Source organism: Adhaeribacter soli, from assembly GCF_008727925.1.
GTDB lineage: Bacteria > Bacteroidota > Bacteroidia > Cytophagales > Hymenobacteraceae > Adhaeribacter_A > Adhaeribacter_A soli.
The window spans coordinates 122,799-138,292 of sequence record NZ_VTWT01000011.1 but is presented as its reverse complement, the minus strand read 5'-3'; the positions used below and the strand labels follow the sequence as shown (position 1 = coordinate 138,292).

General features: G+C 46.7%; 15 protein-coding genes. 11 read left to right on the top strand and 4 right to left on the bottom strand.

Features of this window, described 5'->3' with window-relative positions:
* The first annotated feature begins 490 nt into the window (after positions 1-490).
* The 11 genes from F0P94_RS17335 (at position 491) to F0P94_RS17285 (ending at position 9,977) form a co-directional block, all read left to right on the top strand.
* Positions 491-721 (top strand): hypothetical protein, encoded by a 231-nt coding sequence (locus tag F0P94_RS17335; protein WP_150905401.1) that lies wholly within the window; start codon positions 491-493, stop codon positions 719-721.
* Between the two features lie 285 nt (positions 722-1,006).
* A complete protein-coding gene (locus F0P94_RS17330; protein WP_150905399.1) occupies positions 1,007-1,543 on the top strand; it encodes a c-type cytochrome in 537 nt (178 codons plus the stop codon).
* 43 nt (positions 1,544-1,586) lie between these two features.
* Entirely contained in the window at positions 1,587-3,617 is a 2,031-nt protein-coding gene (gene nosZ, locus F0P94_RS17325; RefSeq protein ID WP_225307266.1) for a Sec-dependent nitrous-oxide reductase, read from the top strand.
* Positions 3,618-3,717: 100 nt separating this feature from the next.
* On the top strand, positions 3,718-4,323 hold the full coding sequence (locus F0P94_RS17320) for a hypothetical protein (RefSeq protein ID WP_150905396.1): 606 nt from the start codon (positions 3,718-3,720) through the stop codon (positions 4,321-4,323).
* 45 nt (positions 4,324-4,368) lie between these two features.
* On the top strand, positions 4,369-4,830 hold the full coding sequence (locus F0P94_RS17315) for a nitrous oxide reductase accessory protein NosL (protein WP_150905394.1): 462 nt from the start codon (positions 4,369-4,371) through the stop codon (positions 4,828-4,830).
* 253 nt (positions 4,831-5,083) lie between these two features.
* Entirely contained in the window at positions 5,084-6,343 is a 1,260-nt protein-coding gene (locus F0P94_RS17310) for a nitrous oxide reductase family maturation protein NosD (protein ID WP_225307265.1), read from the top strand.
* A complete protein-coding gene (locus tag F0P94_RS17305; RefSeq protein WP_150905390.1) occupies positions 6,330-7,031 on the top strand; it encodes an ABC transporter ATP-binding protein in 702 nt (233 codons plus the stop codon). The genes F0P94_RS17310 and F0P94_RS17305 overlap by 14 nt, the downstream gene beginning before the upstream one ends.
* Positions 7,032-7,045: 14 nt before the next feature.
* Positions 7,046-7,813, top strand: coding sequence for an ABC transporter permease subunit (locus F0P94_RS17300; RefSeq protein ID WP_150905388.1), 768 nt, complete (start codon positions 7,046-7,048; stop codon positions 7,811-7,813).
* Between the two features lie 286 nt (positions 7,814-8,099).
* The gene (locus tag F0P94_RS17295) at positions 8,100-8,471 is read left to right on the top strand and encodes a hypothetical protein (protein ID WP_150905386.1); all 372 of its coding nucleotides are present in this window, start codon (positions 8,100-8,102) and stop codon (positions 8,469-8,471) included.
* 117 nt (positions 8,472-8,588) lie between these two features.
* Entirely contained in the window at positions 8,589-9,011 is a 423-nt protein-coding gene (locus tag F0P94_RS17290) for a hypothetical protein (RefSeq protein WP_150905384.1), read from the top strand.
* 63 nt (positions 9,012-9,074) lie between these two features.
* The gene (locus tag F0P94_RS17285; protein ID WP_150905382.1) at positions 9,075-9,977 is read left to right on the top strand and encodes a hypothetical protein; all 903 of its coding nucleotides are present in this window, start codon (positions 9,075-9,077) and stop codon (positions 9,975-9,977) included.
* A 716-nt stretch (positions 9,978-10,693) separates the two neighbouring features.
* On the opposite strand, the gene F0P94_RS17280 is transcribed toward F0P94_RS17285, so the two are convergent.
* The 4 genes from F0P94_RS17280 to F0P94_RS17265 form a co-directional block, all read right to left on the bottom strand.
* Positions 10,694-11,779, bottom strand: coding sequence for a YncE family protein (locus F0P94_RS17280; protein ID WP_150905380.1), 1,086 nt, complete (start codon positions 11,777-11,779; stop codon positions 10,694-10,696).
* 538 nt (positions 11,780-12,317) lie between these two features.
* Positions 12,318-13,517, bottom strand: a complete 1,200-nt coding sequence (locus tag F0P94_RS17275; RefSeq protein ID WP_150905378.1) for a proline dehydrogenase family protein — start codon at positions 13,515-13,517, stop codon at positions 12,318-12,320.
* Positions 13,498-14,904, bottom strand: coding sequence for a cbb3-type cytochrome c oxidase subunit I (locus F0P94_RS17270; protein WP_150905376.1), 1,407 nt, complete (start codon positions 14,902-14,904; stop codon positions 13,498-13,500). Before F0P94_RS17270 ends, F0P94_RS17275 begins: the two co-directional genes overlap by 20 nt.
* Entirely contained in the window at positions 14,901-15,335 is a 435-nt protein-coding gene (locus tag F0P94_RS17265; protein ID WP_150905373.1) for a c-type cytochrome, read from the bottom strand. The genes F0P94_RS17270 and F0P94_RS17265 overlap by 4 nt, the downstream gene beginning before the upstream one ends.
* Positions 15,336-15,494: the final 159 nt, after the last annotated feature.

Sequence of the window (15,494 nt, the reverse complement as noted above, 5' to 3'; positions counted from 1 at the left end):
TCTAATATCCCGCTCAGCTTTAATTAGCCGGATAATAGATCTGATAACTTGTAAAGCGAACTTTCTTCCACTCGTTCCTTCCCCCTTTGGTGCAGGAAAATATTCAGTAACTGTGCGTTTAAATGTTTGGCTTTCTATTAGAAGAGAAGTAAATTAATTATTAAAACTTAGCCAAATCCTGGCAGACAAAGTCCGAAATACCTTCTTATGGTTTATTGAAAGGGAAAAATCTGGTTTAGCGCCGGTTTTTCCCTTTTTCATTGCTTTAAGTTTCTCTGTAAGGAAAGCCATTAAGCTAAAGAACTTACTTACAATTAAGGTTCGGTAACTACTATCTTCACTTCAAAATCCCTCCCGGAAAATCTCTTCGCTCACATTTATCAGCACCACCTGTTAAGAATCCGGCAAACTTCATTCCACTCTGTTAAAGAGACACTTAAGAAAACCCTAAATTAATTAAACCGTAGTTTCCCTAAATCTTCCTAAAACTATGAATAGAATTTTACTTCTGGCTTTAGGCCTCCTCATTTTCGGTTGTGAAACCAGTTCCAATAAACGGGACACAGAAAACAACGGCACCAGAAACAACGCCAACGAAGGCGTGCAGGAAGGGGCCGGCACCGAAATTTCGCCCCAGCTTGAAGGCGTTGAAGATTCAGCCAGCCGGCTGAAAGTAGATGAGATCCATTCTGCGGAAGAAGCGCACGAACGGGAAAAATAACGCCTGCCTTACCCACAGGCAACCTGTCTGTCGTGGCCCAAACTGCTGCCACAGAGGTATTTTCCTGAAATTATTTTTTCCAGCTGTTTTTAACGCTTTCAACTGCTCCGGCCCTGTTTCCGGAAGCTTTCTGAAAGTGCCTAGCCGCCTATTTTTTAACTGACAATTATCATATATAAAGGAGATAAAGGTCTTTTAATTCCCGGCCGCCACCGGGTTACTTTGTATCGTTCACAAAACATAAAGGGCATCTTCCGAAAACAAATTAACCATCACCATAATATTATGAAAAAAACAACACCCAAATCCGCACAGTACCTTAACCTTGCCGGGCTCCCAACCTGGTTCAGAAATGCGCTGCTTGGCGCCGGCTGTTTATTTATGGTAAGCTGCGGCGGAGACTCCAAGCAGGAAACCGCCCAAACCGAAGACCAGGAAGTACAATTAGCCGATGACCCGAATGCACCGGTGGAAGTAGAAGACAATGGTCTGGGAATAGGCCCGGTTAAATCGGTAGACGTTTCCAAATTCGATCCTGCTCTAGCTGATAAAGGCAAATCCATTTTTGAAGGGAAATGTTCGGCCTGTCACCAGCTTAGCGACCAGAAAATTGTTGGCCCTGGATTGAAGGGCGTAACCGGACGTCACAAACCGGAATGGATCATGAACATGATCATTAACCCGGTAGAAATGACCCAGAAAGATCCGCAGGCTAAAAAGCTGCTGGCCGAACATTTAACCCAGATGACCAACCAGGATATTCATGAAGAAGATGCCCGCGCGTTACTGGAATACCTGCGTCAGAACGACGGCGCGAAATAAAAACGCAATTAACTTTAATTCCTAACTATAATTAGTTAAAATCATGGACCCTAGATCCACTTTCAAAAAATTGCTTCCGGCAGCGGCTTTCGTAGCGGCACTGGCGGCAATGCCAGTCCTGCAAAGCTGCAGCAAAACCGATAATAAAGCTACCGGTGGCGCTACAGGCTCGGCTCTTTCTTCGGATGCTGCTTCGGCAGTTTACGTAGCGCCCGGCAAGCACGACGAATATTACTCTTTCCTTTCCGGCGGTTTCAGCGGTCAGGTTGCCGTTTACGGTTTACCATCCGGCCGTTTGCTGAAAGTAATTCCGGTTTTCTCGCAAAACCCGGAAAACGGCTACGGCTACAACGAAAACACCAAACCGATGCTGAACACGTCTTTCGGCTTTGTGCCCTGGGACGATTTGCACCACCCGAAACTTTCCCGCGCCAATGAAACAACCGACGGCCGCTGGTTATTCGTGAACGGTAATAATACCCCGCGCATTGCCCGTATCGACCTGAAAACGTTCGAAACCGTGGAGATCGTGGAAATTCCGAACTCAGCCGGTAACCACTGTTCGCCTTACCCAACCAACAACAACGAATATGTAGTTGCGGGTACGCGTTTCTCAGTGCCAGTTACGCCGGAAGGCAAACTGCAGGACGTTTCTTTGAAAGAATACAAAGATAAATTCCGCGGTACCATTTCGTTTTTGAAAGTAGATAAAGATCACGGCGATATGAACCTGGATTTCCAGATCATGGTACCTGGTTTTGACTATGACTTAGCAAACGGCGGTAAAGGCCCTTCTTCCGACTGGATCTTCTTTACTTCTTACAACACCGAAAAAGCCGGTACCCTGAAAGAAGTAGGCGCTTCTCAGAACGACAAAGATTACCTGCTGTGCGTGAACTGGAAACTGGCCGCGAAATACGCGGCTGAAGGCAAAGCCCGCGAAATTCCGGCCAACTACGCCCACAACAAAATGAACCACGAAACGAACCAGGCCACTTCTACCATGAAGAAATCGGTGAAGATCCTGCTTCCGGAAGAATGCCCGGATATGCTCTACCTGATCCCGGTGCCTAAATCTCCGCACGGCGTGGATATTGACCCGAGTGGCGAGAACATCGTGATCTCTGGCAAGCTGGCTTCCGTAATTCCGGTGCACTCTTTCTCTAAGATGCAGACTGCTATCAAGAACAAAGATTATATCGGCGACATCAATGGCATTCCGGTGCTGAAATACGAATCTGTACTGCAGGCTGAAGTGAAAGAACCGGGCTTAGGTCCGTTGCACACTGAATTCGACGGTAAAGGCAATGCTTACTCTTCTATGTTCGTTTCTTCGGAAGTAGTAAAATGGAGTTTGAAAGACTTTAAAGTGAAAGACCGCATTCCGGTTTACTACTCTATTGGTCACTTAATGATTCCGGGTGGCGATACCAAAAATCCGAGCAGCAAATACCTGCTGGCCATGAACAAGATCACCAAAGACCGTTACTTACCTACCGGTCCGGAACTTGCCCAGGCGGGTCAGCTGATCGACATCAGCGGCGAGAAAATGAAGATGCTCTTAGACTTCCCGCTCATTGGCGAACCGCACTACGCGCAAGCGATTGCCGCCGAAAAAATTGCGCCGAACAGTGCAAAAATGTACAAGCTGGACGCAAACAAACACCCATACGCCACTAAAAAAGAAGCCGACACCAAAGTGGTTAAAAATGGCAACCGGGTTGATGTTTACATGACTGCCATCCGAAGCCACTTAACCCCGGACAACATTGAAGGTATTGAAGTCGGCAACGAAGTGTACTTCCACGTTACCAACCTGGAACAAGACTGGGACGTACCGCACGGATTTGCGGTAATGGGTGCCCAGAACGCAGAATTGCTGATCATGCCGGGCGCTACGAACACCTTTAAATGGGTACCAACCAAAACCGGCGTGTTCCCATTCTATTGCACCGACTTCTGTTCTGCACTTCACCAGGAAATGCAGGGTTATGCCAGGGTTTCTCCGAAAGGATCTAACGTGCCGATAGCCTTCTCTACCGGCGAGAAAAGAAAAGCCCCAAGCCAACCTTGATGTATTAAATTAAATTCGGAGCGGCCTAAAAACCGCTCCTATTTTTTAACGGCCTTTCAAGTATTGAAAAAGCCATAAACAAACTTAAAAACATATCGCCATGAGCAATGTATCTAAAGTCTTGATGCTGCTGGCGGCCCTTTCCCTGAGCCTCCTGTTTTTCTTCCCGATGTGGAAAATTTACTTGGAAGCCCCGCAATACCCGGAAGGACTGGAAATGCACATTTGGGTAAATAAACTGGGTGGAAATACCGAATACACCCTCCAAAACTTCAACATTCTGAACCACTACATCGGCATGGAAAAAATAAACGCCGATTCTTTTGCCGAGCTGAAATACATGCCTTACATTGTTTATTTTCTGATCGGTTCGGGCATTATCGTTGCCTTTTTAAACAAACGCAGCCTGGCTTTAACCTGGCTTATAATGCTCATTGTTGGCGGAGCTGCCGGCCTGCTAGACTTCTATTTGTGGCTGGTAAAATTCGGCACGAACCTCGATCCGAAGGCACCCATAAAAGTACCGGGCATGACCTATATCCCGCCGTTTTTAGGCGAAAAACAATTGCTTAATTTTAAAGCATTATCACTACCGGATATCGGTGGTCTAGCCATTGGCTTAGCCATTCTATTAGCTGCCATTGCCGTTTACATCGAATTCATTTACCGGAAAAAAAGGTATGCCAATAAACTTCAGGCTGCTTGAAAATAATGCCGGAACCTAACGCTGAACTTAACTCATACCGCACATATGAAACCACTTTTTTTGCTTCTGACTCTATCGTTTTTTACGTTGGTTTTTACCAGCTGCGAAGTTAAAAAACAGCCCATTGCTTACGGGCAGGCAAACTGCGCCCACTGCCAGATGACCGTTTCGGATAAGCGCTACGGCGCCGAACTGGTACTGAAAACCGGCAAAGCCTTGTTCTTCGATTCGGCCGAATGCCTGATCCAGTACCTGGAAGAAAAGCCGGAAGAAAAGGATAAAACGCAAATGTTTCTGGTTACCAATTTCAACAAACCCGAAGACCTGCTGGACGCCGACAAAGCCATTTTCCTGCAAAGCAAAAACCTGCCGAGCCCCATGGGCATGTTCCTGACGGCCTTCGAGAATAGGGCGGCCGCCACCGAAATGCACAAGCAGCAGGGCGGCCGCATTTTAACCTGGAACGAAGCGGTACAGGCCGTAAAAAACAACGAAAAACCGCAGTAATTTTCTGCAGCGTTTTTTGGCTGAAAAGCATAGCGATCAAGAAAGAAGCTGCATACCTGTTCAGCTTCTTTCCGGCGCTTGTGCTGCCAAATTCCGTCCGCTAAAGCAGACGGCAATGGATATTTCAGCTTAAAACTGGTTTTTCATTAAGTAGGAAGGAACAAAAACCATGATTATTAACAGATACTTCCGTCCGCTAAAGCAGACGGCAATGAATTCACTTAAATTATTAAAACAACTTTATCCATTGCCGTTGACTTCAGTTAACGGAACACTTTTCCCGCTCTTTTTCCTAGCATTTTTCACTACCAAATCCGCTCAAGCAGCTGAACTTAAAGTCTGCAAAACCTGCGATTTCAAGACGGTAACTTCGGCGGTAAAAGCAGCCAAGCCCCATGACCGGATTCTGGTGCAGCCAGGCTATTACGCGGAAAGCAACATCGAAATTAAAAAGCCACTGCAACTGATCGGCGTGGGGAAACCGGTGATCGATGCGAAAAACAAAGGCGGCATTTTTCAGGTAGAAACCCGGAACGTGCTGATAAAAGGCTTTGAATTACGCAACGTAGAGGTAAGTTATTTGCGCGATTTTGCGGCCATAAAAGTGTACGAAGGCGCGCACGTGACCATAAGCGATAACCTCATCAAAAACGCTTTCTTCGGCATTTACCTGCAACGCACCGACAGCTGTACCGTGGCCCGGAACGTGGTGGAAGGACAGGCCCGCACAGAAACAACTTCGGGCAATGCGATTCACCTGTGGTATTCCGATTTCATTACCATTACCGATAATAAAACGAGCGGCCACCGCGATGGCATTTACCTGGAATTTGCCAAACGCAGCACCATTAAAGACAACCTGAGCTTCGGAAATATCCGGTATGGTCTGCACTTTATGTTCTCCGACGGCAATGTTTACACCCACAATACTTTCCGGAATAACGGCGCCGGCGTGGCCGTAATGTACACCCGCGACATTGTAATGCAGCATAATACGTTTGAGCACAACTGGGGTCCGGCGGCTTATGGTTTGCTGTTGAAAGACATCAGCCGGAGCACTATTTCCAATAACCGGTTCATTAAAAATACGGCCGGCATTTACATGGAAGGCTCCACGTACCTGCACATCGAAAAGAATACGTTTCAGGGAAATGGCTGGGCTTTAAGAGTGATTTCGAGTTGTTCGGAAGATACCTTCCGGCTTAATAATTTTATGAGCAACACCTTCGACGTTTCGACGAATGCCAGCAGCGCGAGTAATTATTTCAGCCATAATTACTGGGATAAATACGAAGGCTACGACCTGAACAAAGATAGGATCGGCGATGTGCCGTACCGGCCGGTGAGTTTGTACTCGCTGGTAGTGGAACGGGTGCCGAGCTCGATAATGTTCCTGAGAAGTTTTATAGTAGATTTAATGGACCGGATGGAAAAAGTTATTCCTTCTTTTACGCCCGAAATGCTGAAAGACGACAGTCCGGTTTTAAGACAACACGCTTATGATCACGCTTGAAAACCTGCAAAAAAGCTACGGCAAACTGCAGGTATTAAATAATATTTCCGCCCAGTTCAACACCAACCAGGTCGTTTCCATTATCGGCCCGAACGGTTCCGGCAAAACCACCATGATCAAGTGTCTGCTGGGCATGGTAATCCCTGATTCCGGCCGCATTCTGGTAGACGGCGCGCCGGTGATCCGGCAATGGGAATACCGTAATAAAATTGGCTACATGCCGCAGATCAGCCGTTTTCCGGAAAACATGAAAGTGCGCCAGCTTTTCCAGATGATGCGCGATATCCGGAAAACCACCAAACCGCTGGACGAAGAACTGTTCGGGATGTACAACATTCCCGCCATGTACGAAAAAAGCCTGGGTTCGCTTTCCGGCGGCAACAAGCAGAAAGTAAGCGCCGCTTTGGCCTGCCTTTTCGATCCGGAAATTCTGGTCCTCGATGAACCAACCGCCGGCCTCGATCCGCTGAGTTCCGAGATCCTGAAAACGAAAATCCTGAAGGAAAAAAGCAAAGGCAAACTTATTCTGATCTCTTCGCACATTATGAGCGAAATAGACGAAGTGGCCGACGATATTTTCTGCCTTGTAGACGGGAATTTCCGCTTTTACCAAAGCATCGAATCCATTAAAGACGTTACCCAGGAAACCCGTTTAGGAAAAGCAATTGCCAAAATGATGGCCGTTTAAAAAGCCACAAAATCATGAACAAGATCATTAAATACGTACTTTACGATATCCTGCGGAGCCGCACCGTTATCGGGTACACCGCCTTTTTATTTCTTATGTCGTTCGGGTTATTCAACCTGGAAAGCGACCCCACCAAAGCCGTTTTAAGTTTGCTGAACGTGGTGCTGTTAATCGTGCCGCTCATCAGCATTATTTTTGGCACCATTCACTTTTACAACTCCACTGAATTTATTGAATTGCTGGTTTCCCAACCCATAAACCGCCGCAAAATTTTCCTTAGCGAATACCTGGGCGTGGCGCTTTCGCTGGCCATGGCTTTTGTAGTGGGCGTAGGCGTGCCGGCCATGATCTTTAACCCCGGTCCTACTTCCATATACCTGGTAACTTCCGGCGTTTTCCTGAGCTTTATTTTTACCTCGCTGGCGTTTCTTTCTTCCGTTTTAACCCGCGACAAAGCCAAAGGAATCGGCATTGCCTTAATGCTCTGGTTCTATTTCAGTTTGCTCTACGACGGCTTGGTGATGTTCATTCTTTTCTACTTCGCCGATTACCCGCTCGATAATATTACCCTGGGCTTGCTTTCCCTTAACCCGATTGATCTGGGCCGGGTGCTGGTGCTCTTGAACGTAGATGTTTCCGCCCTGATGGGTTATACCGGTGCCTTGTACAAAAGCTTTTTCGGTAACTGGACCGGGATTGCCCTGGCTTTCGGATTGATGCTGCTCTGGACGATCGTGCCTATTTATATTGCGCAACGGAAGTTTGTGAAGAAGGATCTGTAACCATTAATTCCAAACCTTAACTTTAATTGTTAGCAAATAGCGAAAGGAAACCTGTCAATTTTCTTTCGCTATTTTTTGCATTTTACAAAGCGACTTCCTTCAAATATCCGCAACCGACTCCGGCAAAAAAAAGACAGGTTTACGAAGGAGCAAATGGGGCAAAAAGCTAAAACCTGATCAATTGCAAAAGATAAAATGATTGTTTTCACTTTTCATAAATTAGCTTTCCGGTAATTCTTTTTTAACCTTCTGGCTTTGTACCTTTACCATATCAATAATTCACCCCGTGAAACTTTTTATCACCATATCGTTATCGCTGCTGATCCTGGTGCAGCCACTCAGCAAAATGCTGCTGGTGCTCCATTACCAGGTGAACCGGGGTTATATTGCGGCGGTACTTTGCGAAAACAAAGCAAAGCCCCAGCTGCATTGCGAAGGAAAGTGTCAGTTAAAAAAAGAGTTAAAAGCTGCTGCTACCCACGAAGCAAAGTTGCCGCAACTACTAAAGGCGCAACATGAAATTTTATACTTTCATCAGCTCCCCTTTTTTCCGGTTTTTCAGCGTATTTTCGTATCATTTCAAATCCCGGTACGAACGTATAAAGCCGTAGCGTACGCCTCGCCGGACTTCTCTATTTTTCATCCCCCTCAGGTTTAATTTAATTTTCTGGCATCCTTCCGGTTTGGGTTAATCATGCCTGAACCCGTTACGAAACGGCCTTTTGGCTGCCCGTAGTACCCTTGTATTGCCTTTCAAATTTAAATAAAACCTGACATGAAATCTTTATTCCATAAATCCGCCTTTTCTTTTATTTCCTGCCTGTTCTTAATAGGTGCTTTTTCCTGCACCGAATCTTATAAAAACGACGATCCGGCGCCCCACAATAGTGCAGTTATTACCATTACCTCTCCTTCCGAAAATTACATGGGAATGCCTACCGATTCGGTACACATTACGGGCACCATTACCGGCCAGCAGACTTTACACGGCTACACTATTTCCATCCGAAAAAAAACCGATAATGCGGAAGTATTTTTTAAATCGGTTCACGACCATAAAACCGCCATTGAAATAAACCAGAAATGGAAAGCAGCCGGATTAGAGGGTCACACCGATCTGGTACTGGAAATAGTTACCACCCTGGATCATGACGGCAACAAGGCCAGCAAAAAAGTGAATTTTCACCTGATGCCCTGATTTGGATAAGCCAATTTTATCCATAGCGTTTGTCTTTCTTTTTCTGATTTAAATCGTACCATTATGTTCAAGAAAATATTTTTCCCGCTTTTACTTGGCCTAACTTTTTTGCAAGCGCCGGAAGTTCGTGCCTGTGATGCTTGTGGGTGCGGCGTAGGCAGCTACCAGTTCGGAATTCTGCCGCAACAAGCCAGGAATTTTGCTGGTATCCGCTACCAGTATAAAACCGACCATAGCACGCCGCATCACGATCTTAAAACCAGTGAAACATTCCGGACCACGGAATTCTGGGGGCGCTTTTACCCTACCAAAAAGATCCAGGTGTTTGCCATTTTGCCTTACAACTTCAACGAGCAAACAATAGAGAAAACCACTACCAATGTACACGGATTAGGCGATGCGCTGATTCTGGCCAATTACAACCTGATAAACAACACAGACAGCCTGTACGAGAACGTAAAGCATAACTTACTTTTAGGCGGCGGCGTGAAACTGGCAACTGGTAAATACAACAGGCAGACCGAAGGAAACACGCTCAACCCCAACCTGCAGCTGGGCTCCGGTAGTTACGATTTTGTGGCCAACGCCATTTACACGATCCGCTATAACCAGATCGGCCTGAACTCAGATATTTCCTGCAAATACAATACGGCCAACCAGGATGAATTCCGGTTCGGAAACAAGCTGGTAGCTTCTTCGCGACTGTTTTCGGTGCTAAAAATCAAGGAAAGCGCACTGATGCCGAATGCCGGTATCAGCACCGAAAGAACCGCCAAAGACACGCACTACGGCAGCACTCTAAAAGAAAGCGGCGGCTACGCAAATTTTCTGAACCTGGGCACCGAAGCTTACTTCAAGAAACTTTCGACCGGATTCACGTTCCAGAAACCAATATCTCAGCACCTATCTGAAGGATTTGTGGAAACCGGTAACCGCTGGATGACTCACTTAACGTATATGTTCTAGCAGTGTACCCTTTGCTGGTCACAGAAAACAGAACAGCTAAAATCAGATCAGCCTGCTTCCGTAGTTTAAACACTTTGGAAGCAGGTTGTTTTGTTGATAAGACTTCAAATAATACCGAATTTTACCTACTGGATTCTATAAAAATTAAATTTCAGAAAAATATAGCGCCAACATTGTCTTATGCTTACACCAGGACCTGAACTATAAAAGAGCAAACACAAGCGTACCCCTTATTCTGCCCAAATCCCTTCTGAAAAAAAATGATAATTATGGAAAAGCTGCAGCCAGGTAATTTAAAGTCCCCCTTTGGAGGCAGGGCTGTTTCATTCTCAAAAATGCTGGTTCAAGTTACCGCTTCGCTCAAACTTGAACCTACAAATAGCCTGAAGTCTTCACCTTCAGTGAGGTGATAGCCTCAAAAGGGCTGTTTCTGCAAGAATCAACTGGTAGTTTACACCCCTCCGGCTCACCTGAAGGGGAAAGTTTTGTAGAATGAAATGGCCCTGCCCTTTGAAGGGGCAAGGTGAGGATATTTACAGTATTTGATCTTCTCTAACAATCAGATAATTCTCCTGTCCTCCCCCTACCCCCTCCAAAGGGGGACTTTATCAGATATGCGTGTTGAAAGGGTTGTTGCAGAAAAGCTATGGGGCAAGATAAGGCGAACGCTTGCGCAATATTAAAAAAAGGGGTCCAGGAAAGTTTGTGATTATTCGCTACGGCATGCCGCCGGTTTCAAACCAGAAACTGATACCGTTTGGCGTAAAACCCACCGGTACGATAGCAATCACTTTTTCCGAATTTACATCGATTACCGAAACGGTGTTGCTGTTGGTATTGGTAGCATAGGCCGTTTTTCCGCTTTTACTAACTACTACGCCGTGCGCCGCCTGACCTACTTTTATGATATTGGTAATGGTTGCTTTTTCAATGTCGAGCACGAAAACTTTATCGGAAGCCGGCCGGTTCAGTAACACGCCCTGGTCACAGACGAAGAGCTTTTTGCTGTCGGGAGTTGGGTAAAGCTGGATGGGACCTTGCGCGGTTGACGGCAAGGGAATGCGGGTTAAGGCTTGCGTTTGCAGACTATAGCGTACTACTTCTTTGGTATCGAAAAGCGAGGCAAAAATGTATTTTCCATCCGGCGAAACGGCAGTTTGAACAGCCATACCTCCAACCGGAATCTCCGTAACCTGTCCAGAAACCACATCGATCTCCGAAATGCTTTTGCCTTCCATGTTCGCGACATAAAGTTTGCCTTTGTGGTAGCGAAGCCCGTGCGGTTGATGCGTTGCCGGAAGTGAATACACCTTGGAGGTATGATACGTTTGCGCGTTTACCTGCAACACTAACCCGGCATCGGTAGCGGTAACGTAGGCAAACTTCGATTCCGGATCTAAAACCACATGCGCCATGTGCAGGTGCATAGGCATGGTTTTACGGTAAATTACGGTATCGGCCAACGCATCAATTATCACCAGTTTTTCGTCGGTAGTGTGGTCCATGGGTACGCCGGTTACCCAAACGGTTCTGCCGTCCGGGGCCACCTGCACGTTATGCGCCATCAGCTCCGTAGAAGTTCCCGGATTGATATTGATGGTTTTCCGGACTTTATTGGTAGCCGCATCGATCACCGAAATACTGCCGGCGTGTTCGTTAGCCACGTAGATCTTTCCGTTTTCCGTCGGCAGAGCTGGTTCAGGATCTTTCTCCGTTGCCTTATCTTTACAGGAATTCAGGCCCAGAAAGAGCAAACCAATTATTATAACCAGTTTTTGGAAAAGGTTTAAGTTAGCTTTCATGCTTTTTTCGTTAAAGATTGAAAACAAAAGCGTAAACCCGGAATGATTAAAACCGGGTTTTAAGTAGAACAATTCAGACAATTTTAACCGGAAACGCAACAGCAAAACACCATATTTTTCAGGCAGAAAACCTGACTACTGCTTAAGCTTTTCCGCACATTTTGCTCCAGAAACTCTCCAAGGAATCAAGGCTGTTTCATTCTGGCCAATGACTATCCCCTTGAGCATACATAGGGGTGTTAACACGTTATTTGATAAAAATCAGCAGGTGTAAACACCCCTCTGTGAGCTACGCTCGCAAGCTCAAAACTCCCGTTTTGGCTTGTCCTCAAGGGGAGAATCCACTAGAATAAAACGATCCTGTCCTAAGAAGGATTAATGAATTGAGCTTCCGTAGCCAAAAAACACTATAGTCTCATGCATGAAAACTGCTTACCTCATGGCTTTATTTATAGCTTTCATTGCCGTCTGCTTTAGCTGACGGCAATGGTTTACTCGCATGCCGCTTTGCCTTTTCTGGCCCGAAACCCAAGCATTTTTATAAATTCCTCCGCTTCATTTCGGCTTCCAGCAGGTTCAGTTCGCGGCTCATTTGTCCGGCGATAGCGGTGTTCTCTTCGGCGCGGCGCATGAGGTAAGGCATGGCTTTTTTCACTTCGCCGTAGGGTAAATATTTGGAGGCGGAAAAACCGGCTTTCGCCAAGGCAAACGTCAGGTTATCGCTCATGCCGTAGAGTTGCGAAAAGTGCAGCACTTTATGGTGAAAGCGGATGTTGCTATTGTTTATTTCGTTTACCAGCAGTTCGGTGCTTTTCTGGTTGTGCGTGGCAATGCACAGGTGCACTTTGGGCAGGTGGCGAAGGCAAAGCAAAATAGCATCGTCGAAGCTTTTATCAGTACCTTCCTTGGTATCGAAAACCGGCGAGGACTGACCGTTTTGCGCGGCGCGTTCCCGTTCTTTTTCCCAGTAAGCACCCCGCACCAGTTTAATTCCTAATAAACCCGGCCGGTCTTCCATGCGGTGAATGAGATCTTTGAGATATGCCAGGCGGTCGGTGCGGTACATTTGCAGCGTATTGAAAACCACGGTGCGTTGCTGGTTGTACATGCGCATCATTTTCTCGGCCATGTCGTCGATCGGTTTCTGGATCCAGCTTTCTTCGGCGTCGATGTACAGACTGATGCCGGCTTCGGAAGCGCGTTTGCAGATCTCGTGCAGGCGGTAAAAGGTGCGTTCCATGGAGAAATCTTCTGCCTCCGAAAGCTTCCTTCCTAAAGTTACTTTTTCGAAGATATCGGGGTTGCCCAATCCAGTCATTTTCACGCTGATGTAGCCAATGCCGGGGTTCTTTTTAGCGAGCGAAATATTATTCAGGATCTGGTTTTTTACGTACTCAAAACCTTCTTCGGTCACTTCGGCTTCGGCAGCGTAATCGAGCACCGTGCTTACCTGAAAATCGTGCAGTTTGTCTACTACGTGCAAGGCTTCTTTCACGGTTTCGCCGCCGCAAAAATGCCGGTAAATGGTGCCTTTCAAAAGACTTTTAACCGGCAACCCGAAATTCAGGCTCCACCTGGCAGCGGTGGTAGAAAACTTCATGAGCGCCGGAATATTCACGACCTTAAAAAGCCAGTAAGCCAGCCGGAGTTCGTTATCGGATTTATGCGCAAAGGCATTTACCAGATTGTTAAAATCGGGTTGGGCGGCACTTTTAGAATTAAGCGTATTCGTTTGCATATTCTTTCTTTTTAGATGTTTCTGAAATTTCAGTTGGTAAAATAATGGAAGGATCTGCCGGCGTTTTTTTACCGGAAATGAATTGTTGCAGCAGCGGGAAAACAACCAGCGCGAAACCGATAAAAAGGAAAATTCCGGCAAGGACGAAAACAGCAAAAAACGGTACCAGTTGCTGCATTAAAAGGGCGTGCGGCATGTCCGGTTCATACCATTGGAACCAGGCATTGGTTAAACCCGCGCCCATTAAGGCCAGCCAGAAAACCAGCAGACTGCCGTTGCTCAGCCAATACCCGAACTTCGCTTTGGTTAAACCTTTCCCAGAAAGCGGACCGAAAACCTGACCGAAAATGTAGTATGCCAGGGCAAGCAGGATCATGGAGTTAATGCCGATGGTGGTTCCCATGGCGTGCGCTACCGTAACGTGCGTGCCGTGCGTGTGCAGGTTCAGGGCCGGTATGGACATTAAAATCGCTACACCTAAATTCAGAAAAACCCAAACATCTGCGGCAACTAAAAAACGATAGGGAATCCGGTAGAAATACTGCCGCATTTCACTTACGCTGTGTTTCCACTCCCAGAGAATCTTTCCGAAGATCAAAAGCTCCGTCATACTAATAAGGTAAGCCGTGTGCTTGATGAAAGGCGAAACCGGCAGCGCGTAAATGTGGTGGCCCCAGTTGAACATAAGATTGGTTAAACCCAGGAACCAGAAAAAGAAGGTTTTGCGCGAAAAAGCAAAGCTGTTGTCGCCGCTAATTTTGGCCATTAAAAAAAAGGCCGCGCCGTAAATGAGCTGGTTCCAGGAACCTACAATCGCGCCGTAGCTTTTCCATTGCACGGCCATGTCGCGCACCAGGTCGCTGCCGAAATAAGGCAGCAGCCACAAATACGATTCGGCCAGGGAAAGAATAAAAAACACGATTCCGGTAAGCCACATCCAGTAATAAACCGGCCAGCGTTTTACTTTCCCGGATACCGACCGCCAGAAAACGCCCAGAAAAACGAACCAGGCCAGCACCAACGGAATGGCTAAATACGGCGGAAATTCCCAGTATTCGCGTCCGCCAAAGTTACCCGTAAAATAAGCGACGGCGCTGCCAATGGCTACGAAACAAACCAACCCGTAATGCAGGAATATCCATTTGCGGATGCGGCGTTTCAGCAGTTTTTCAGCCCCTAAAAAATAATATACGCAGCCCGAAGCCCCGAGCAACAACCAGAAAACCACCATGGAAACGTGCAGGGGCCGGAGCTTGGTAAAAGGCAATGCTTCTTTCAGAAAACCGGGCAACACGTATTGCGCCGCCGCCAGCATGCCGAAGAACATACCCAGCAGCAAAACCGCTAAAGCTGTGGCAATAAAAATAGTGGCCGGGTTTCGTTTCATTTCCGGGTTTCTCCTTCCGAAGTTATGGTACCATCCCGGCCAATTTTATAACTGTGCACGCGGTTGTTGCCGCTTTTATCGGCGTGCTCCAGAAAGGCCAGCAGCGCTTCAATTTCGGCATCGTTCAAGTGGAAATCAGGCATAACCTGGGTACCGCTTTTCATAATGGCAGCGGCATAATCCCGGCCTTTTCCTTTAGAGGAAAGGGTATTGGTAAGGTCGGGTCCGAGATAGCCGCCCAAACCGTAAAGCTGATGGCAGGAACTGCAATTGTGTTGTTGCCAGAGCATTTTTCCCTGTACCGCTTTTGAGCTTACAACCTTATTATTTTCCGGAACGGCCTGCGTATATACAAAGCCCGAAAACACCACGAAGGCGATACTCAGCAAGGTATAAATAAGGCGGTAGCGGGTAAAAGTGCGTTCGGACATAGGCAGGAAGCGTAAGAGGAAACGGCCGCAAAACAGGGAACATCTTCGGCCCGAAATTAGAGTTGATTCCCTGCCGCATCTATGATGGTTATCAACCTAAATAATGACTTCAATCACTTCCACCCTTTTCTAAAGGTACCTTCCTGAAAGGAAGACAAA

Coding starts and splice junctions, on each gene's coding strand:
- F0P94_RS17335 (WP_150905401.1), top strand. CDS start 491: ATGAATAGAATTTTACTTCTGGCTTTAGGCCTCCTCATTTTCGGTTGT.
- F0P94_RS17330 (WP_150905399.1), top strand. CDS start 1,007: ATGAAAAAAACAACACCCAAATCCGCACAGTACCTTAACCTTGCCGGG.
- nosZ (WP_225307266.1), top strand. CDS start 1,587: ATGGACCCTAGATCCACTTTCAAAAAATTGCTTCCGGCAGCGGCTTTC.
- F0P94_RS17320 (WP_150905396.1), top strand. CDS start 3,718: ATGAGCAATGTATCTAAAGTCTTGATGCTGCTGGCGGCCCTTTCCCTG.
- F0P94_RS17315 (WP_150905394.1), top strand. CDS start 4,369: ATGAAACCACTTTTTTTGCTTCTGACTCTATCGTTTTTTACGTTGGTT.
- F0P94_RS17305 (WP_150905390.1), top strand. CDS start 6,330: ATGATCACGCTTGAAAACCTGCAAAAAAGCTACGGCAAACTGCAGGTA.
- F0P94_RS17300 (WP_150905388.1), top strand. CDS start 7,046: ATGAACAAGATCATTAAATACGTACTTTACGATATCCTGCGGAGCCGC.
- F0P94_RS17290 (WP_150905384.1), top strand. CDS start 8,589: ATGAAATCTTTATTCCATAAATCCGCCTTTTCTTTTATTTCCTGCCTG.
- F0P94_RS17285 (WP_150905382.1), top strand. CDS start 9,075: ATGTTCAAGAAAATATTTTTCCCGCTTTTACTTGGCCTAACTTTTTTG.
- F0P94_RS17280 (WP_150905380.1), bottom strand. CDS start 11,779: ATGAAAGCTAACTTAAACCTTTTCCAAAAACTGGTTATAATAATTGGT.
- F0P94_RS17275 (WP_150905378.1), bottom strand. CDS start 13,517: ATGCAAACGAATACGCTTAATTCTAAAAGTGCCGCCCAACCCGATTTT.
- F0P94_RS17270 (WP_150905376.1), bottom strand. CDS start 14,904: ATGAAACGAAACCCGGCCACTATTTTTATTGCCACAGCTTTAGCGGTT.
- F0P94_RS17265 (WP_150905373.1), bottom strand. CDS start 15,335: ATGTCCGAACGCACTTTTACCCGCTACCGCCTTATTTATACCTTGCTG.